The sequence below is a fragment of the Burkholderia cenocepacia genome (genome assembly GCF_014211915.1).
Taxonomy (GTDB): Bacteria; Pseudomonadota; Gammaproteobacteria; order Burkholderiales; family Burkholderiaceae; genus Burkholderia; species Burkholderia orbicola.
The window spans coordinates 296,109-314,418 of record NZ_CP060040.1 but is presented as its reverse complement, the minus strand read 5'-3'; the positions used below and the strand labels follow the sequence as shown (position 1 = coordinate 314,418).

At 68.1% G+C, this 18,310-nt stretch carries 14 protein-coding genes and 1 pseudogene; 5 read left to right on the top strand and 10 right to left on the bottom strand.

Annotated features, from left to right (window positions below; genetic code table 11):
• Positions 1–71: 71 nt before the first annotated feature.
• Positions 72–1,595: a PLP-dependent aminotransferase family protein gene (locus SY91_RS17965; RefSeq protein ID WP_023474453.1), complete on the top strand. Its 1,524-nt coding sequence runs from the start codon at positions 72–74 to the stop codon at positions 1,593–1,595.
• A 30-nt stretch (positions 1,596–1,625) separates the two neighbouring features.
• Here SY91_RS17965 and SY91_RS17960 read toward each other — a convergent pair whose 3' ends face one another.
• The 5 genes from SY91_RS17960 to SY91_RS17940 form a co-directional block, all read right to left on the bottom strand.
• Positions 1,626–2,660: a lipase secretion chaperone gene (locus SY91_RS17960; protein ID WP_023474452.1), complete on the bottom strand. Its 1,035-nt coding sequence runs from the start codon at positions 2,658–2,660 to the stop codon at positions 1,626–1,628.
• 3 nt (positions 2,661–2,663) lie between these two features.
• Positions 2,664–3,758 carry a triacylglycerol lipase gene (locus SY91_RS17955; protein WP_043886332.1) on the bottom strand — a complete coding sequence of 365 codons (1,095 nt, stop codon included), beginning with the start codon at positions 3,756–3,758 and terminating at the stop codon, positions 2,664–2,666.
• A gap of 220 nt (positions 3,759–3,978) precedes the next feature.
• Complete coding sequence (locus SY91_RS17950) at positions 3,979–6,111, bottom strand: TonB-dependent copper receptor (RefSeq protein WP_043886331.1); 2,133 nt, start codon at positions 6,109–6,111, stop codon at positions 3,979–3,981.
• 84 nt (positions 6,112–6,195) lie between these two features.
• Positions 6,196–6,564 (bottom strand): DUF2946 domain-containing protein, encoded by a 369-nt coding sequence (locus SY91_RS17945; protein WP_023474448.1) that lies wholly within the window; start codon positions 6,562–6,564, stop codon positions 6,196–6,198.
• 155 nt (positions 6,565–6,719) lie between these two features.
• Positions 6,720–7,256 (bottom strand): cytochrome b, encoded by a 537-nt coding sequence (locus SY91_RS17940; protein ID WP_006479377.1) that lies wholly within the window; start codon positions 7,254–7,256, stop codon positions 6,720–6,722.
• Between the two features lie 226 nt (positions 7,257–7,482).
• On the opposite strand from SY91_RS17940, the gene SY91_RS17935 reads away from it, so the two are divergent.
• Complete coding sequence (locus SY91_RS17935; RefSeq protein WP_043886336.1) at positions 7,483–8,121, top strand: Pr6Pr family membrane protein; 639 nt, start codon at positions 7,483–7,485, stop codon at positions 8,119–8,121.
• A 65-nt stretch (positions 8,122–8,186) separates the two neighbouring features.
• Here the strand turns inward: SY91_RS17935 and SY91_RS17930 are convergent, their stop codons facing one another.
• Positions 8,187–8,921 carry a peptidoglycan DD-metalloendopeptidase family protein gene (locus tag SY91_RS17930; RefSeq protein WP_023474446.1) on the bottom strand — a complete coding sequence of 245 codons (735 nt, stop codon included), beginning with the start codon at positions 8,919–8,921 and terminating at the stop codon, positions 8,187–8,189.
• A gap of 410 nt (positions 8,922–9,331) precedes the next feature.
• Between SY91_RS17930 and SY91_RS17925 the strand changes: the two genes are divergently transcribed.
• A complete protein-coding gene (locus SY91_RS17925) occupies positions 9,332–9,652 on the top strand; it encodes a hypothetical protein (protein ID WP_011694691.1) in 321 nt (106 codons plus the stop codon).
• Positions 9,653–9,761: 109 nt separating this feature from the next.
• On the opposite strand, the gene SY91_RS17920 is transcribed toward SY91_RS17925, so the two are convergent.
• From SY91_RS17920 to SY91_RS17905, 4 genes are all read right to left on the bottom strand, one after another.
• On the bottom strand, positions 9,762–10,106 hold the full coding sequence (locus SY91_RS17920; RefSeq protein WP_011548125.1) for a DUF4148 domain-containing protein: 345 nt from the start codon (positions 10,104–10,106) through the stop codon (positions 9,762–9,764).
• 200 nt (positions 10,107–10,306) lie between these two features.
• Entirely contained in the window at positions 10,307–11,719 is a 1,413-nt protein-coding gene (gene gndA, locus SY91_RS17915) for an NADP-dependent phosphogluconate dehydrogenase (RefSeq protein WP_006479382.1), read from the bottom strand.
• 97 nt (positions 11,720–11,816) lie between these two features.
• Positions 11,817–12,458 carry a DUF938 domain-containing protein gene (locus tag SY91_RS17910; protein WP_006479383.1) on the bottom strand — a complete coding sequence of 214 codons (642 nt, stop codon included), beginning with the start codon at positions 12,456–12,458 and terminating at the stop codon, positions 11,817–11,819.
• Positions 12,455–13,369, bottom strand: a complete 915-nt coding sequence (locus SY91_RS17905) for an NAD-dependent protein deacetylase (protein WP_043886335.1) — start codon at positions 13,367–13,369, stop codon at positions 12,455–12,457. Before SY91_RS17905 ends, SY91_RS17910 begins: the two co-directional genes overlap by 4 nt.
• A gap of 1,216 nt (positions 13,370–14,585) precedes the next feature.
• Here SY91_RS17905 and SY91_RS17900 point away from each other — a divergent pair.
• Both SY91_RS17900 and SY91_RS17895 read left to right on the top strand, forming a co-directional pair.
• Complete coding sequence (locus tag SY91_RS17900; protein WP_011548127.1) at positions 14,586–15,545, top strand: LLM class oxidoreductase; 960 nt, start codon at positions 14,586–14,588, stop codon at positions 15,543–15,545.
• A gap of 270 nt (positions 15,546–15,815) precedes the next feature.
• Positions 15,816–18,283: pseudogene (locus tag SY91_RS17895) on the top strand (mechanosensitive ion channel family protein).
• Positions 18,284–18,310: the final 27 nt, after the last annotated feature.

Here is an 18,310-nt window from a genome sequence, read left to right as displayed (position 1 = left end):
GATGCGAGCCACTATACGGCGCGCACGGTTCTATACTAGGGAACCATTTCAATATTCCTAGTAGGACCACTTTGGATACCGTGATCGTCGCCGACTGGCTGTCCGCCCGTCTGGACCGCAGCTCGTCCGAGCCGATGTACCGGCAACTGCTGCAGCTGATGCAGCAGGCGATTCTGACGGGGGAATTGGGGCCAGGAACAAAGCTCCCGAGTTCGCGCACGCTCGCGGGCGACCTGTCGATCGCGCGCAATACCGTGCTGCACGTGTACGACCAGCTGACCGCCGAAGGCTACGTGCTGACGACCACTGGCAGCGGCACCTACGTGGCCGACACGCGACCGGACGCCGCCGCGATCCGCGTACCGGGCGCCCCGCCGCCGCCGGCGGCGGCCGACGAACCGCCGCTGCCCGACGCGCAGGGCAGCCTGTCGATGCGCGGCCGGCAACTGGTCGAGCATGCGGGCGTCTCGCGGCGCCAGTGGGGGGCGTTCATGCCAGGCGTGCCGGACGTGTCGGAATTCCCGAGCCGCACGTGGAGCCGCCTGCAGGCACGGCTGTGGAAGGAGGCCAATCCGGAGCTGCTGACCTATGCGCCGGGCGGCGGCTACCGGCCGCTGCGGCGCGCACTCGCCGATTACCTGCGCGTCGCGCGCTCGGTCAAATGCTCGCCTGACCAGGTGATCATCACGACCGGTATCCATCAGTCGATCGATCTCGCGGTGCGGCTGCTGTCCGACATCGGCGATCGCGCGTGGGTCGAGGAGCCGTGCTACTGGGGCGTGCGCAGCGTGCTGCAGGCAGCCGGCCTCACGCTGGCGCCGGTGCCGGTCGACCAGGAAGGGCTCGATCCGCGCGCGAGCGACATGCAGCATCCGCCGCGGCTCGTGCTCGTCACGCCGTCGCACCAGTACCCGCTCGGGATGGTGATGAGCCTCGCGCGGCGCCGCATGCTGCTCGAATATGCGCGCCAGCACCGCTGCTGGATCATCGAGGACGACTACGACAGCGAATTCCGCTACGGCAGCCGCCCGCTCGCGTCGCTGCAGGGGCTCGACGACGGCGGCCGCGTGATCTACGTCGGCAGTCTCGGCAAGATGCTGTTCCCCGGGTTGCGGATGGGCTACATGGTCGTGCCCGAGCATCTGGTCGACACGTTCCGCACCGGGCTGTCGGAGCTGTATCGCGAAGGCCAGCTGATGCAGCAGGCCGTGCTCGCCGAATTCATCATGGACGGCCACCTCACTTCGCACGTCAGACGAATGCGCACGCTGTACGGCGAGCGCCGACAACTGATGATCGACGCGATCCGCGCGCGCTTCGGCGACGCGCTGCCGGTGATGGGCGACGAGGCCGGCCTGCATCTGGTGCTCGGCCTGCCCGACGCGTGCGACGACCGCGCGGTCACGCAGAGCGCATTCGACGCCGGCGTGATCGTGCGCCCGCTCACCAGCTACTACAGCAACCTCGACACCGCGCGGCAGGGTTTGCTGCTCGGCTATGCCTGCGTCGCGCACGAAGGCATCCGCCCCGCGTTCGACACGCTCGCCGATACCATCGAGCAACATCTGCCGCGAAACATCACGCGCGCGGCGTGAAGCGCGCCGCACACGGCGGCGCCCGCTTCGTCAATGCGCGCTGCCCGCGCCGCGATCGAGCGATGCCGCGCGCACGGCTTCGCCGGGCTTCGTGAACACACGCTGCCGCAATGCGGCAATCTGTGCGTCGCGATCCTGCGGCGACAGGCCGGCCGATTCGATCTGCGCACGCTGCGTCGCATAATCCGCGTAACGGCTCTGCCACGACGCATCGTCCTGCTGCATCTGCGCGACGCGCGCGGCGGCCTCGGGGCCGAGCGTCTGCGTCAGTTGCGCGCGCATCGCGTCGGGCGTCGCGCCGCTCTTCTGCAATTGCGCGATCTGGTCGATCGCGGCACGCTGCCGGTCCACCCGCTGCTGCGCAGCGCGTTCGTCGGCCGGCATCTGCTGTTCGAGCGCCGCGAGCCGCTCGGCCTTCTGCGCATCCGTCAGTGAGCGATCCTGAGTGATCTTCAATCGTGCGAGGTCATAGCGCTGCCGCCACTGCTCCACGCCGAAGAACGGCTGACTCCAGTCGCCGAGCGTGCGGTACGCGATCGACGCGCGCTGATCGAGCGCGAACTGCAACGCGGCGAGGTCGGACTTGTCGACCGCACCCGCATCGCGCAATGTCGCGAGCGCATCGAGATACGCGCGATAGCGGTGCCACACGTCGAGCGCCTCCACCTGCGCGACCGTGCCGTCGAGCTGAGCGGCGATCTCGCGCACGACGAACGCATCGAGCGCGGCCGCGCTCAGGTCGCTCCGCGCGGTCAGGCAATAGTCGAAGAAATCGCGTACCGCACGCGACTTCGCCAGATGGCCGCCTGCATCGAGCGGCAAGCGCGGTGCGCTAGAGCCGGCCAGCGACGGCGGCAGGCCCGCGCCCGCCGGCACGGCGGCCTGCGGTGCGGCAGCCGCCACACTGCCCACCGCGGCCGCATCCGGCGCGTCACCCGCGGCGCCCGTGCCGCGATGCGGTCCGGCGCCGCTCCAGATCGCGACGCCGGCGATCGCCGCCAGCCCCACGACACCATAGATCGCAGCGCGCCGCGCCAGCGGCGCATGTCCTTCACGTGCCGCCATCGATCACACGCCCGCAAGCTTCAAGCGGTTCGCATGCGTGCGGATCACCGCAACCGGATCTTCCGCATAGGCGCCGCGCACACCGAGCAACTGGTTGATCTCGTCGATGTGGTTCCACTTGTAACTCGTGCTCAGCACCTTGCCGTACAGCGCGCTGCACTTCGACACGAGTCCGTCGTTCTGGCCCGAGGCGCGGTTGATCATCACCGTGCCCGTGCCAAGCAGCGCGAGTGTCGACAGGTCGAGCACGTTCGCCGGATCGACGAGCGGAATCGTGCTCGTGTCCGTCGCGCCCGTCACGCCGAGCGCGGAAAACGTCGGCTGGATCGCCGTGCCGGCCCATGAATACAGCAGATGCGTGTTGCCGCCGACGGTTTCCGTCGGCGCGCCGGTCTGGCAGCTTCCGGGGGCGCCGAGGCCCGCGCTCGGATAGTTCTGGTTGTAGGTGGCGGCCTGCGCGGTCGTCAGCGTCTTCAGTGCGGCGAGGGCGTCCTGGTTCGTGTTGTGGCTGCTGCTCGTCAGGATACCGAACACATTGACGAACGCGGCGATCACCGTCGACGACAAGCCGGTCGGATCGTATGCGAGCACGCCCTGCACGAAGTCGGCGAACTCGGAGCCGCGATGCGGCGTGCCGATCGTCGTCACCGACGCGACGAGATCGGGCGCGACGGCCGCGACATAGCGCGACGTCAGCCCGCCCTGGCTGTGACCGACGAGATTGACCTTGGTCGCACCGGTCGCGGCGAGCACCGTCTTCACGTAGGCCAGCAGCTGTTCGCCGCGCCCGTTCGGGCCGTCGTCGCTCTGGAAGCCCGACAGATTCGCGACGTAGACGGTCGCGCCATGCTGCTGCAGGTTTTCCTGGATGCCGTACCAGTACTCGAGTACGCCCGCGTACTTGTCGGTGCCGGTCAGCCCGTGCACGAGAATGATCGGATAGCGCGTCGCCGCATAGTTGTCGGCGGGCGCGGTTGCCGCCATCGCCGTGTGCGTCGTCGCGAGCGTCATCAGCGCGGTCGTCCCCGCGAACGGCGCGACGCTCATCGCGCATGCCACTGCCCCTGCCATTACCCTGGAACGCATCGATCTGACCATGCATGTTCTCCTGATTATTGTGCTGCCGGTGCGAATGACACCGGATCGACACGCACGCCGCATCGCGCGCACGGCGGGTGTCGAAGCGGGAGTGAAGCACGACTCGTGAACGTTTGCGCCCCGACTAGATACGGTTCTCTAATCGGTTGACGCGCGCCGCCCGTTCGGGCGGTGCGGCACTCAAGCGCGCGCATGCTGCGATGCACACACGCGCTGCAGGCTACAGCTTCGCGCTCACGCGCATCCACGCGGTACGCCCCGGCTCCATCACCGGCGCGTTCGCCGGATAGCCGAAACCCGCGTTGCCGGCGAGGTTCAGATGCTCGGTGTAAGCCTTGTTCAGTACGTTGTCGACGCCGACCGAGATCTGCACGGTCTTGCTGACGTTGTATTGCGTATGCAGCGACAGCACGCCGAATCCGGCGCTCGGGCCGAAGTCCTTGCCGACCACGTTGCCCTCGTTCAGCGCGTAGCGATGCTGCGGCGCAACGATGCGCCACAGGCCGCCCGCCGACCACGCGCCGCGCGTGTATTCGAGGCCAATGCGCGCTTCGAGCGGCGGCATCTGCGGCAGCGGATCGCCGCTCGCCACGTTGCGCCCCCACGCATACGCGAGCGACATCTCGACGCGCAGCGGCGCGACCGGCCGCCACGACACGCCGGCTTCGCCGCCCATGATCTGCGCGTTGACGTTGGTTGCCTGCGTGGTCGGGCCCATCATGCCGGCCGCATAGTTGAACAGGATGAAGTCCTGGACGTAGCCCGCGTACGCCGACACCCATGCATCGAACCGGTCGCTCTTGTATTGCGCGCCGATATCGAGCTGGGTGGTCTTCTCCGGCTGCACCGCCGAGAACGCATTGACCGAACCGGCCGGCCCGCGCGTCGCGGAGAACAGTTCCCAGTAGTCCGGATAACGCTCCGCGTGGCCGATCCCCGCGTACCACGTGACGGGTAGCGACGCGAGATCGCGCTCGTAGCGCACGAAGCCGCTCGGCAGCACCTTCGTCCGATCGTCGTCGAAAGTCGGGTTCGGCTTGCTCGTCATCATCCCGCTCTTCATCGCGCGCTTGTCGCGTGCGCTCGCATAGTCGATGCGCGCGCCGCCGATCACACGCGAGACGTCGCTCGCATACCACGTCAGCTCGCTGAACACGCCCGCGTTCCACATGGCCGCCTGCGCATCCCACGGCTGGTCGCGGTAGTTCTGCTGCCCCATCGACGCACGCGAATCGAGCCGGTTCGATTGCGCATCGACGCCCGTGACGAGCTTGAAGTCGTCGCCGAAGCGGAACGTCGCGGCGGCACGCGCGCCGACCGTGCGGCGCCGTACGTCCGCGGCCATGCGCATCGGCATGCTGCTCGTCGGGTCGGGCTGCCGCAACGTAGTGTTGTCCATCACGTGATCGGCTTCGTTGTAGTACACGCGCGCCTCGATCCGGTCGAGCACGTCGCCGAGATGCCGCTTGTCGAACGACAGGCCGAACGTCTCGCGGCGGAAATGCGCGCCGTCCATCCCGCGACCCGCGTAGCGCGCATAGCCGTCGCCGGTGCCGGCGGTCAGCTCGAGTCGCGTATGGTCGTCGGGCGTCCAGCCGAGCGCCGCATCGGCGTTCCATTTGTCCCACTGCGACGGCACGGTGTTGCCGTTGCCGTCCTTGTAGTCCTGCGAATGCGCGTGGTTCGCGGTCACGCGGCCATAGGCATCAGGCGTGCCGGCGGTCAGGTCGATGTTCTGGTCGTTGCGGCCGAACGACCCGCCGACGAGACTGCCGTCGAAGCGCATGCCGGGGCGCTCGAAACGCGGCGTCACGCGCTCGAACAGCACGGTGCCGGCCGACGCGCCCGAACCGTACAGCACGGTCTGCGGCCCTTTCACGACGGTGACATTGTCATAGCTTTCCGGCGCGATGTACGAGGTCGGCGCATCCATCCGGTTCGGACACGCGCCGAGCGTCGGCATTCCGTTCGCCAGGATGTTCAGCCGCGAACCGAACATCCCGCGCAGCACGGGATCGCCGTTCGTGCCGCCGCTGCGGATCGACGTGAAGCCGGGAATCGTCTTCAGGTAATCGGCGCCGTCGCTGGCGGGCAGCGGCTGGCGCGGCGCCTTCGGATCGGTGACGACGACGAGCGGCGTCGACAGCGGCGACGCGACGACTTCGACGGGCGGCAACAGCATCGCCGCATCGCCCGACGGCGCACCGGCCGCCGGCGTGGTTTCGGCTGCGGCAGCGCTAGCGGCCAGCGCGCCGACAGCCAGCGCAGGAACGGTGAGTTTCAGTACGCGCGGCAGAGGCCGCGCACCGGCATTGCGTGGCGCCCGCGGCGCACGCAACAGGAAATTGGTCATGATCGAAAGCCCGAGTGACGCCCTCCACGCGGCCGCGACGGGCCGCACGGATATCGGCGGAAAATAGGAACGGCGGGAAACGCGTCAGGCGCGCTCGGGCGGTGCGCGCGGATAGGCGCGCGGATAGCGGTCGCCGCGCGCCGCGACGGCAGGCGACGCGACGGCGGAAACGGAAACGACGGGAATGAAGGCGACCGACGTGGCGGCAGGCGCGCCGATGGCCGGGCTATGAGCGAAGAAGCCGCAGTAGCCGCACGCGTCGAGATGCAGCGCATGATCGTGCATGCCGCCCATATCCGACGAACGATGCGCACCATGCTCGGTACTACAGACGATCGCCTCGGGCACGGCCGCCTGCGCGATACGCCACTGCGACACCAGCGGCGCCGCGATCGCGATCCAGATCGCGAGCAGGCCAAGCCAGGCAGTCAGGTGACGATGTCGGTGCAGCATGTGCGGCGACGAGTAAGCGGAATGTAAAAGCAGCCGAGATGTTACAGAATGTTCAACGCGATGGCCAGTGCGGGCGACGGTAAACGAAGCGAGGGCGCATGGTTGTCAACACAACCATGCGCCCTCGCCTTCCGTGCGCGTCCGGAGCCGGACGATCAGGGCGCCATGCGCCGCAGCACGTCGTCGCGCCGGATGAAGTGATGGTAGAGCGCGGCCAGCGCATGCAGGCCGATCACGAAATAGAACGCGTTGCCGATCAGCTCGTGCGCTTCCTTGATCGTCGGCCGCAGCGCCTTGTCGGGGCCGAACAGCGTGAACGACACGCCGAGCCAGTCGAGCGACACCGGCTTGCCGCCCATGTTGACCATCATGATGCCGAGCAGCGGCTGCGCGATGATGAACACGTAGAGCGCGACATGCGCGAGCTTAGACAGCCAGCGCAGCAGCGTGGCTTGCGGAATCGCTTCCGGCACGCGGCTGACGACCCGCCACAGCACGCGCAGCACCGACAGCACGAGGACGAACGTCCCGGCCATCAGATGCACGTTCATCCAGAACGCCCGGCTGTCGCTACCCTTCGGTCCGCGAATCTCGATGGCCAGGTAGGCCAGCGCGACCAGCAGGAAGATGGCCCAGTGGAAGAAGATCGCGGGCGAGCTGTAGCGCGTCTGTTTCGCGAGGATGTTTTTCATGCTTCGTCTCGTGTTGTATGCGGGGAGGGGGCGCCAGCTGCAACCGGCCGCGCCCGGCAAGGCTGTGACGATTGTAGCCGCAGGGGCGGCCGGTTTTGCACGGCGCGATCAAATATCCGACGAATCGTCGACGCGCGCCGCACGCGGTCCGCCTATGGAAAATCCGCATCGCGCGCCCGGGCGGCTGTGGCACGATGAAGCTTTGGTGCGACGGCGCGCGGGCATCATGAGCAAAGCGTTCTTCGTTGCAGCCTATCGGCTGATCGCCGCATTGCTCGCGGTGTCCACCACGCTGCACAGCGTCGCCGACTACTGGTGCCTGCCGACCTTCCATCTCGGCAACTACCTCAGCTACTTCACGCAACTGAGCAGCCTCTACGCGGCCGCGATGCTGGCCGCGGGGCTGTGGCGCATCGCGCGCCCCGGCTCGCCGCGCTACGAATCGATGCGCGGCGCGGCGGTGCTGTACGTGCTGATCACCGCGATCGTCTACGAACTCCTGCTCGCGCGGCTCGATGCGGTGCGCCACGTCACGCCGGCGTTCAACAACTGGGTACTGCACCGGATCGTGCCGCTCGTGATGCTGTGCGACTGGCTGTACGTCGAACCGCGCTCGCCGATTCCGCGCCGCAGTGCGTTCGCGTGGCTCGGCTTTCCGGTCGTCTATCTCGGCTATACGCTGGTGCGCGGCGCGGTGGAGGACTGGTATCCCTACCCGTTCGTCGATCCGCGTCCGCACGGCTACCTGCCCGTCGCGATCCAGTGTTCGCTGATCGCGCTCGGCGCGGCGGCGGTCGCACTGGGCATTCGCTGGCTCGGCAATCATGCGAGACAGTCTGGCAGCGCGACGCTTAAGGAAGGATGAAGGTGAAAAAATGAAGTGAGCGGGAACGTGTGCGCCGCCCGGCGCACACGTGGCGCTGACAACGATCAGCCGCCGTTGCGCGGCAGGAAGTTCATCGGATCGACGACCTTGCCGTTCTGGCGGACTTCGAACTCGAACGTCGAACGACCGCTCGCGTCAGTGCCCATTTCGGCGACCGGCTGGCCCTGGCGCACCGCGTCGCCTTCGTTGACGAGCAGCTTGCCGTTGTGCCCGTAGGCCGTGATGAGCCCGTTGTCGTGCTTCAGGATCACGAGCGGACCGTACGCCTTGACGCCGGAGCCGGCGTACACCACCCGCCCGTTTGCCGCGGCCCGCACCGAATGGTCGGGCCCGGATGCGGCGATCACGAGGCCGCGCGTCTTGCCGGCCGAGAACGGTGTCGCCACGACGCCCGTGGCCGGCCATGCGAGCGAACCCGGCTGGGCGGCTGCCGCGGGCGGCTGCCCGTACGAGGTCGCCGCCGGCGGCGGCGCGACCCGCAGGACCTGGCCCGGCGACACGGCGTCCGTGGGCGCCATGTGGTTCCAGCTGGCCACGTCCTGCACGCGCTGCCCGTAGGCGTTCGCGATGCCCGCCAGCGTATCGCCCGGGTTCACGCGGTAATAGCCGGCAATCACGCCCGGCGTCGCGGCCGACGTGGGCGCCGATTGGCGCGCGGGTTGCCAGCTGTCGGTCCACGGCGTCATCGTGCAGCCCGTCAGCGCGATGGCCGCGGCAACGAGCGCCGCCTGCGGCAGCCAGCGCGTGAGCGCGTCGTGGATGGGAATAGTTTCTCTCAAGGGTCCTCCCGGATTTGCGTCGTCGCGCCGCCCGCCGCCCCCCGGCGCGCGACGCACGATGTCCGGCCCGACGGCCGGATCAACCAGTATCCGACCGCTCGCGCGGCCGTCAGTTTCCACAGCGGAACATCGGCGCGAATGAGCTCACCGGCCCCTTTTTCGCGTCGTTCCGATCGGCAAAGATACCATTTGTCGCGGTCAAGGCCCCGACAGTTGCCCGGGCCGGAAACAATCTTGCGGCGTCGCCTGGGCACGCCAATCGCCGGCGAGCCGTGCCAGGCGGGCGCTTTGGGGAGTTCACGGGCGCGGTCGCCGCGCCTGCCGTATCGGCCCCGTCATATTGTCCGCTTCGATCGCCGCCTATACTCGGTGATGCGCAGCGCGATCCAACGACAACGAGGAGCATGACAATGAATAACGCGACGTTTCTCTCCGTGCAGCTCGACGCCGACGATTTCGCCGGTTCCAGCGGTCTGGTCGAATTGCTCAACCGGCACCTGTTGTTCGCGACCGACGTCGCCGAAGCGGCCGACGCGCTCGTTCAGCTGGCGAGCGTCACGCACCTGACCGGCGCCACGCGCCACAGCGTCGAGCTGCCGGTCCTCGCGATCGAACGGCTGCGCGACGCGCTCGACACGCTGAGCGGTTACGACGAAACGTGGCTGCAGGTACTGGAGCCGGCCGAAGCGCTGTTCCGCGATATCGGGCGCGGCCGACGCCCGCTGCACTGAACGCCGGCGCTTGGCGCGCCGCCAATGAAAAAGCCCGTTGTTCCGCATAGCGGAACAACGGGCTTCGTACTACAGGGGGTCGGATGCGGTCGCCAGCGCGGCCGTACCATTAACGACCCTTGTAGACCGGTGCGCCGTCCGAGACGCGCTTGACTTGCCAGCCGGTCTTGGCCGCAGCCGGGGCGCCCGATTCCTGGCCGGCGGCCGGTTGCGCACCGTAGCCGGTCGTATCGGCAGCGGCGACGTTCTGTTGCGGGTTTACGCGCGCTTCAGCAGCCTGGATGCCTTCCGGGTAGTTGGTCCGGTCGCTGCCCAGCTTGTAGCCAGCCTGTTGCAGCTGAACCAGTTCGGCCTTCACCTGGGCACGGGTGACGGGCGCGTTCTGTTGGGCGAACGAGACGGCGGGGACGGCGAGGACAGCAGCAGCAGCGAACGTTGCGATCAGCGATTTCATGATTACCTCCGGGATTTTTTTGCTTCGCCGCACACACCATGTCTGCAGCGATGGAACAGAGTTTAGTCCCGGCAGCACCTAGGGAAAACCATGAAAGAACGAAAACACTGTTTCCCCGGAGCCAACAATGTCGGCATCCGGGATAGAAAAACCCTATTCAAAGAATAGATTTTCGCAACAATGCCGCCTCGCCCAGCCGGTTACGACCAGTTCGCGTGGAAGCTGCCCGGCTTGTCGGTGCGCTCGAACGTGTGCGCGCCGAAGAAGTCGCGCTGCGCCTGCACGAGGTTCGCCGGCAGCCGCTCGGAACGGTAGCTGTCGAAGTACGCGACCGCCGATGCGAACGCCGGGACCGGCACGCCGGCCTTCACCGCGGCCACCACCACATCGCGCAGCGCCGTCTGGTAGTTCGCGGCGATGTCCTTGAAGTACGGGTCGAGCAGCAGGTTCGCGAGCGCCGGATCCTTCGCATACGCGTCGGTGATCTTCTGCAGGAAGCGCGCGCGGATGATGCAGCCCGCGCGGAAGATCTTCGCGATCGTCCCGAGATCGAGGTTCCAGCCGTATTCTTCCGACGCCGTGCGCAGTTGCGCGAAGCCCTGCGCGTACGAGATCACCTTGCTCAGGTACAGCGCGCGGCGCACCGCTTCGACGAACGCGGCGCGATCGCCGTCGAACGGCGCGGCGGCCGGGCCCGACAGGATCTTGCTGGCCGCGACGCGCTCCGTCTTCAGCGACGACAGCACGCGGGCGAACACCGACTCCGTGATCAGCGGCAGCGGCACGCCGAGATCCAGCGCGTTCTGGCTCGTCCACTTGCCGGTGCCCTTCTGCGCGGCGCGATCGAGGATCACGTCGACGAGGTGCTTGCCGGTTTCTTCGTCCTTCTTGCCGAAGATCTTCGACGTGATCTCGATCAGGTAGCTGTCGAGCTCGCCCTGGTTCCATTCGGTGTACACCGCGCCGAGTTCGTCGTTGGTCAGGCCCGCGACGTCCTTCAGCACCGAATAGCTCTCGGCGATCAGTTGCATGTCGCCGTATTCGATGCCGTTGTGGACCATCTTCACGTAGTGGCCCGCACCGTCCGGACCCATGTACGCGACGCACGGCTCGCCGTCCGACGGCGCCTTCGCGGCGATCTGCTTGAGGATCGGCTCGACGAGATCGTACGCGTCGCGCTGGCCGCCAGGCATGATCGACGGGCCACGCAGTGCGCCCTCTTCGCCGCCCGACACGCCGGTGCCGATGAAATGCAGGCCCGACTGCGCGAGTTCCTGGTTGCGGCGGATCGTGTCGGTGAAATGCGTGTTGCCGCCGTCGATCAGCACGTCGCCCTTCTCGAGCAGCGGCTTGAGCGAGGCGATCGTCGCATCGGTCGCTTCCCCGGCCTTCACCATCATCAGGATCCGGCGCGGCGTTTCGAGCGACGCGACGAATTCCTCGAGCGTATAGGTCGGCACGAGATTGCGGCCGGGGAATTCGGCGATCAGTTCGTCGGTTTTCTCGCGGCTGCGGTTGAACACCGACACCGCGTAACCGCGGCTCTCGATATTGAGTGCGAGATTGCGGCCCATCACCGCGAGCCCGATCACACCGATTGCTTGTTTGCCCATTAGTCAATTCTCCGGAAAAAACGGGGCGCGACCCGAGCCGGGCCGCGCGCACAGGCGAAAGGATAGAGGAAACCCGGCCGCGCTGCCCGCTTGCGTGTCATTGCTCCGCGTGCGGCAGGCGCCGGAACACGACGCTCAGGTTGTTCGCCGGCATCTCGACGACCTCGCTGCAGTCGAGGCCGAGGTCGAGCCCGAGCGCGACCACGGTTTCGAGATCGCGCACGCCCCACGACGGGTCGCGGCTGCGCAACTGCCGGTCGAACGCTTCGTTCGACGGCGCCGTATGCCGGCCTTCGCGACGGTACGGACCGTACAGGAACAGCACGCCGCCCGGACGCAGCACGCGCGACGCGCCCGCGAACAGCGCGTCGGTACAGGCCCACGGCGAGATATGGATCATGTTGATGCAGACGATCGCGTCGAGCGCCGCGACCGGCCACGGCGCGTCGCGCACGTCGAACGCCAGCGGCCCGGCGACGTTCGCGAGGCCCGCATGCGCGACCCACGCGGCGATCGAACGCCGCGCCTGCGCATCGGGATCGCTCGGCTGCCAGTGCAGGCCCGGCAACGCTTGCGCGAAGTGAACGACGTGCTGCCCGGTGCCGCTCGCGATTTCGAGCACGCTGCCGCTCGCCGGCAGCACACGGCGCAGCACGTCGAGGATCGGCCCGCGATTGCGTTCGGCCGCCGGCGCGGACAGCCGCTCGGACGGATCGGGCGAAGCAGCGGCGCCGGTCACGATGCATGCTCCGTCGTGTCGCTGGTGCTGGCGCTGTTGCGCCCGAGCCCCAGCCGCGCCACGAGTGCGTCGAGCGCGGGCGCGCAGTGCGCCTCGACCTTCAGCGTCAGCATCGGGTCGGCGCGCGTATGGCCGAGATTGAGTGCGGCAACCGGCTTGTGCTGCGCCTGCGCCCACACGCAGAAGCGGTAACCGGAATACACCATCAGCGACGAGCCGACGACGAGCAGCGCGTCGGCCGCATCGAGCGCCTGCGACGCCAGCGCCACGCGCTCGCGCGGCACGTTCTCGCCGAAGAACACCACCGCAGGCTTCAGCAAGCCGCCGCACGCGGGGCACGCCGGAACGCGGAACGTATCGAGCGCGGCCCATTCCAGATGCGCGTCGCCGTCCGCGGCGGGCTCGGCCTGCGCGCCCAGCAGTTCGGAATTGTCGGCTTCGAGCACGGTCTGAATCGTCGCCCGCGCGTGATGCGCGCCGCATTCGAGGCAGGTCACGCCGTTGATGCCGCCGTGCAGTTCGATCACGTCGTCGCTGCCCGCGCGCTGATGCAGGCCGTCGACGTTCTGCGTGACGAGGCGCTCGATTCGCCCTGCGTCGCCGAGCCGCGCCAGCGCGACATGCGACCCGTTCGGCCGCGCGCGGCCGACGACCGGCCAGCCGATCATGCTGCGCGCCCAGTAGCGGCGCCGCGCGGCATCGGAACCGAGGAATTCCTGGAGCTGGATCGGCGGCGAGCGCATCCATTGGCCGTTGCGGTCGCGATAACCGGGAATGCCGGAATCGGTGCTGATGCCCGCGCCGGTCAGCACGAGCAGGCGCGGATGACGCTCGACGAAGGTCTGCAGCGCATCGAGCGCGGCCGGATCGGCGTCGGCGAGGGAGGGATCGGGCAAGGCTTTGTCGTTCATGTTGGCAACGTGATCGGTCGCGCCGGCAGGCCGTGCGCCCGCACGGGCAGCCAGGCACGCCAGCACATGATACAGAACGCCGTGCGATCGGGCGGGCCGCCGCCACGGCAAGCCGTCGCACGCAAAAAGACGCCCGTCGCCGCTCGGCGACGGGCGCTTCAACAATTGATCCATCGGGGTAGTGGATCAACTGACAGCACAATGTTGCGACGTCCGTCATGCCGCGATCGACGGACGCTCCCCGGACTCCACGTGTTCCTCGCTGCCGCGCACATCGGCGCGTCACCGGCTGTCCCGGCCCGGTCCTGTGCCGCTGGCTCGTCACGCCGACACGATGCGCGGCATGCAAACGCATTCGCCGCGCGGCGCCATGCGTTGCGCCATGGCATGACGATTCCGGGATCCAGGCCAGGGGCCATCCGCCGCGTTCGTGGTGCATCCCCGACGGCCGACCGGCACGGGTCGGCCTCGTGCGTCACGGCTGCACGTCGTCGTTCAGAACGAACCCGATTGCTCGGATGGAACGGAAAGCCGCTCGCTCACGTCGCCGCAATCAATGGCGAAGCGAATACCCGGGCAGGTCGGCGATTCATGTTTGCAACACGCTGCGTTGCGTTTCGGTCTTTTTTCATTCTCTTGTCCCCGTCTCCGATACATCCGACCCACTGAAGCGATTGCCGGGTCGACAACACCCGCGATCGCGCTCACGGCCCATACAACCATGCAAGGAGCGCACCATGCTTCACGCCGCAAGGCCTCGCGGGCACATGCCGGGCCGCGGGTAGCCATCGCACCCCGTCAGAAAGCGCGAACGTTTCGAAACTGAAACGCGCCGCCAGACCAATTGGCATCGTCGCGTCGGCTCTGCGTGGGACGGGCAGTCGCCTTACAATCGCCTCACAGCTGGCGACGCGCCTCGACCGGATGCGTGCGCCGGCCTTGCCCTTTCCCGCGGCTCGCCGCCGCCCGCCCCGAACCCACCCTCGCCGTGATCACACTCGCCGTCGCTTCGCACACGCATGCCGTTCTACGGCACCGACCGCGACCACCGCGCATCGCGACGCGTGGCGTCACGCGGGGGCTCGTGTTGCGTGGCACGACGCCGCAGGTCGTTTAGCGCAGCGCGGCGCCGTCCCGCTCGGGCATCGCGCAAACACGCTAGCATTCGGACACGGAACACTGTGCGTTCGCCCTGCCTCGCCTTCAAGGATTCGCCATGCCCCCAACCGTTCCCGCCCGCCCCGACGTCGCGCAGCGTGTCTTTGCTGACGGGCGGCTGTCGATCGGCCTCACCCTTCCGCTGCTTCGCAGCGGCCATATCGTCGCGGACTTCGACGAACAACTCGAACTCGCGGCACTGGCCGATTCGCTCGGCTTTCGCGCGCTGTGGATTCGCGACGTGCCGCTGAACAGCGCCGACTATCCGGACCCGGTCGGCCATCTCGACCCGTGGGTGCTGCTCGGCGCACTGGCGTCGCGCACCCGCCGGATCGCGCTCGCCAGCGGCGCGATCGTATTGCCGCTGCGCCATCCGTTGCATATCGCGAAAGGCGCGCTGTCGGTCGCGACGCTGTCGGGCGGACGCTTCATCCTCGGGCTCGGCTCCGGCGACCGGCCGCCCGAATATGCGGCGTTCGGCGTCGACGCGGAAACCCGGCGCGACCGCTATCGCGCGCACTGGGACGTCGTCGCGGCCGCGCTCGGCGCGCCGTCGCGCGTGCTGCCCGACCAGGCGCCGCCCGATGCGCCCGAATTCACGCTGCTGCCGCGCGACGGCGACGCGGTGCCGATGCTTGCGGTCGGCTCGGGCGGACAGAGCGTCGACTGGATTGCCCGCCATTCGATCGGCTGGATGACCTATCACCGCGATCCGGATACGCAGCGCGCCCGCTATTCGATGTGGCGCGCGGCGGTCGACCGGCTCGCGTCGCCGCAATTTCGCGCGTTCGGCGTATCGATGCGGCTCGACCTCGCCGCACATCCCGATACGCCCGCCACCGCGCTGCCGCTCGGTTATGCAACCGGGCGCCATGCGTTGGCCGATATCCTGCGGGACATGCGCACGGCGGGAACGCACCATGTCACGCTGAACCCCGGATCGGACCGGCCCGTGCGCGACGTCATCGAAGAAATCGCGGCGCACGTCTTGCCGGCATTTCACGACGATCCGGCCTGATTCATAGGAATCCGAATTCACCTGACGTGATGCCAGCGTGGAACGAGACCGGACGAACGCTCATCGGGTGACGCTTCGCCCATCGGCATCGGAAAGCACGCGTTACAGACGCCTTACGATCGGGAACACGGGACGCCTGCGTCGCGTCGCTCATGCCTGATCCGAATAGCCGGCGACGGAACTATTCGGTCGCGATCGCAATCATGTTAACTTCCGTCCATCATTCAGCCTCGCGGGCCGCGTGACGAGACGCACCCGCATGCCCACTCCATGCGACATATCCTCCTCGGCTGGCTGCTCGCCGCCGTCGTCTCGGCCGCCCACGCGGCCGCTCCCGCTCCGGCCGCCGCGTCGGCTGCCTCCGGCGCCGCGCCCACACTGACGCCACAAGAGGCGCGGCAGGCACTGAACGTGCTCGAAAACCCGCGCGATCGCGCGCAAGTCGAAACGACGCTGCGCGCAATCGCGGCCGTCGGCGCATTGAGCGCACCCGCCGTGCCGGCAAGCGCAGCGCCTGCGGCCAGCGGCGCATCGGCCGCCGCGGCGCCGGCCGCGCTCACGTCGAACGGGCTCGCCTCGATGCTCGTCCGCCAGGGATCGCGCTGGGCCACTCAGATCGGCAACGCGCTGCAGGAATCGCTGCGCTCGCTGCTCGATATCGGTTCGGTGGGAAGCTGGTGGCACGACAAGCTCGTCAGCGCCGACCAGCGTGCGGATCTCACGCGCACGCTCGGCATCCTCGTGGCGGTACTCCTGCCAGCGCTCGTCGTCGAATGGCTCGCGAAGCGGCTGCTGCGACGCGCGCTGGCGGCAGTCGCCGCGCGCCGCGCCGACACGTCGCAGCACACCGCGTCCGATTCCGCCGCACCGGACGCGGCCCCCACGCCGCCGCCCGATACGTCCACCCCACCCGACACCGCAGCCCCGGACACCGCAGGCGCCACCCCGCATCCTCGCAAAGCCGAGGCCACGCCCGCCGGCACACCACGCTGCTGCAGCGGATGCCGCGCGCACTCGTCAGTCTCGCGCTGCGCGCGGTGCCGCTACTCGTGTTCGTCGGCGTCGCGAGCCTGACGATGTCGTTGCTCGTCGAAGCAGACACGCCGATCGAAGCCGCGCTCGAAGCGTTGATCGACACCTACGTGATCTGCCGGCTCATCACGATCGTCAGCCGGCTGTTCTTCCAGCCCGATGCGCGGCAGTTGCGGCTGCTGCATATCAGCGACGCATGGGCCGATTTCGTGCAACGCTCGATCGCACGGATCGTGATCGTGGTCGGCGCGTGCACGGCGGCCGTCGAGATCGCCGCGAACTTCGGCCTGAGCGAAGCCGGCCATGTCGCGCTGCTGAAGGCCGTCGCCCTCGTCGGGCACGTGATGATTTCGGTGCTGATCCTGCAGTGTCGCCGGCCGGTCGCGGCACGGATTCGTGCCGCCGGCGCGGATCGTCCGGCCTTCACGGTCGTCGGCAACGCGCTCGCGGACGCGTGGGCGCCCGTGTCGGTCTTCGTCGTGATGGCACTGTGGTTCGTGTGGGCGCTCGACGTCCACAACGGCTATCGCGTGCTGATCACGCTCGGCGGCCGCTCGATCGCCGTGATGATCGCGATGCGGATGGTGTCAATCGTCGTGTTCGGCGCGCTCGCGCGGCTGTTCCAGCGCCGCGACGACGACCGCACGCTCGTTCATCTGCACGCGTACCGCTACTACCCGCTGCTGCGCCAGATCGTGTCGGGGGCGATCGGCGTCGTGACCGTCGTGCTGCTGCTGCAGATCTGGGGCGTGCCGATCTTCCGCGCGTTCGAGACGGGCACGATCGGCCACCGGCTCGCGTCCGCGCTGGTGACGATCGCGATCGCGGCGATCGTCGCGCTCGTCGTGTGGGAGGCAGCCAACATCGCGATCGAGCGCCGGCTGCAGCGCTGGACGCGCGAAGGCAACCTGGTGCGCGCCGCGCGCCTGCGCACGCTGCTGCCGATGCTGCGCTCGCTGCTGTTCGTGATGATCGCGCTCGTCGTCGTGCTGACGGGCCTCAGCGAGCTCGGCGTCAACGTCGGCCCGCTGCTGGCCGGCGCCAGCATCTTCGGCGTCGCGCTCGGTTTCGGGTCGCAGAAGCTCGTGCAGGATTTCATCACCGGGATCTTCCTGCTGATGGAGAACGCGATGCAGGTCGGCGACTGGGTCACGCTCGCCGGCGTGTCGGGCACGGTCGAATACCTGTCGATCCGCACGGTGCGGCTGCGCGCCGGCGACGGATCGCTGTACACGATCCCGTTCAGCTCGGTGACGACCGTCAACAACACGAATCGCGGGCTCGGCAACGCGGCCGTCAAGGTGAGCATCGCGTACGGCGAGGACATCGAGCGCGCGATCGCGACGCTGAAGGAAATCGGCGCCGCGTTGCGCGACGATCCGAAATACCACGACGGCATCCTGTCGGACTTCAGCTACTGGGGTATCGACCAGGTCGACGGCGCGGCGCTCGCGCTGGCCGGGCAGATGCAATGTACGGACTCGGCGCGCTGGGGCGTGCAGCGCGAATTCAACCGACGGATCGCGGAGACGTTCCGCGAACGCGGAATCCGGATTGCCAATCCGCAGCGCAGTGTCGTCGCCTATGCGGACGGATCGCGGCCGGTCGGCAGCGAGGAAAACGACCCGCGCCCCGACACGCGGAATACCGCCGAGACGACAGCCCGGCCGCCATCGCCCGACGAAGCGGAGCGCAAGCCGGGCTGATCGCGATCGCCCGCGGCCGGTGACCCG

Bases quoted from the DNA above. Each gene is read 5' to 3' on its own strand.
- SY91_RS17955 (WP_043886332.1), bottom strand. From the start codon at position 3,758: ATGGTCAGATCGATGCGTTCCAGGGTAATGGCAGGGGCAGTGGCATGC.
- SY91_RS17945 (WP_023474448.1), bottom strand. From the start codon at position 6,564: ATGCTGCACCGACATCGTCACCTGACTGCCTGGCTTGGCCTGCTCGCG.
- SY91_RS17960 (WP_023474452.1), bottom strand. From the start codon at position 2,660: ATGGCGGCACGTGAAGGACATGCGCCGCTGGCGCGGCGCGCTGCGATC.
- SY91_RS17920 (WP_011548125.1), bottom strand. From the start codon at position 10,106: ATGAAATCGCTGATCGCAACGTTCGCTGCTGCTGCTGTCCTCGCCGTC.
- SY91_RS17925 (WP_011694691.1), top strand. From the start codon at position 9,332: ATGAATAACGCGACGTTTCTCTCCGTGCAGCTCGACGCCGACGATTTC.
- SY91_RS17935 (WP_043886336.1), top strand. From the start codon at position 7,483: ATGAGCAAAGCGTTCTTCGTTGCAGCCTATCGGCTGATCGCCGCATTG.
- gndA (WP_006479382.1), bottom strand. From the start codon at position 11,719: ATGGGCAAACAAGCAATCGGTGTGATCGGGCTCGCGGTGATGGGCCGC.
- SY91_RS17940 (WP_006479377.1), bottom strand. From the start codon at position 7,256: ATGAAAAACATCCTCGCGAAACAGACGCGCTACAGCTCGCCCGCGATC.
- SY91_RS17905 (WP_043886335.1), bottom strand. From the start codon at position 13,369: ATGAACGACAAAGCCTTGCCCGATCCCTCCCTCGCCGACGCCGATCCG.
- SY91_RS17900 (WP_011548127.1), top strand. From the start codon at position 14,586: ATGCCCCCAACCGTTCCCGCCCGCCCCGACGTCGCGCAGCGTGTCTTT.
- SY91_RS17950 (WP_043886331.1), bottom strand. From the start codon at position 6,111: ATGACCAATTTCCTGTTGCGTGCGCCGCGGGCGCCACGCAATGCCGGT.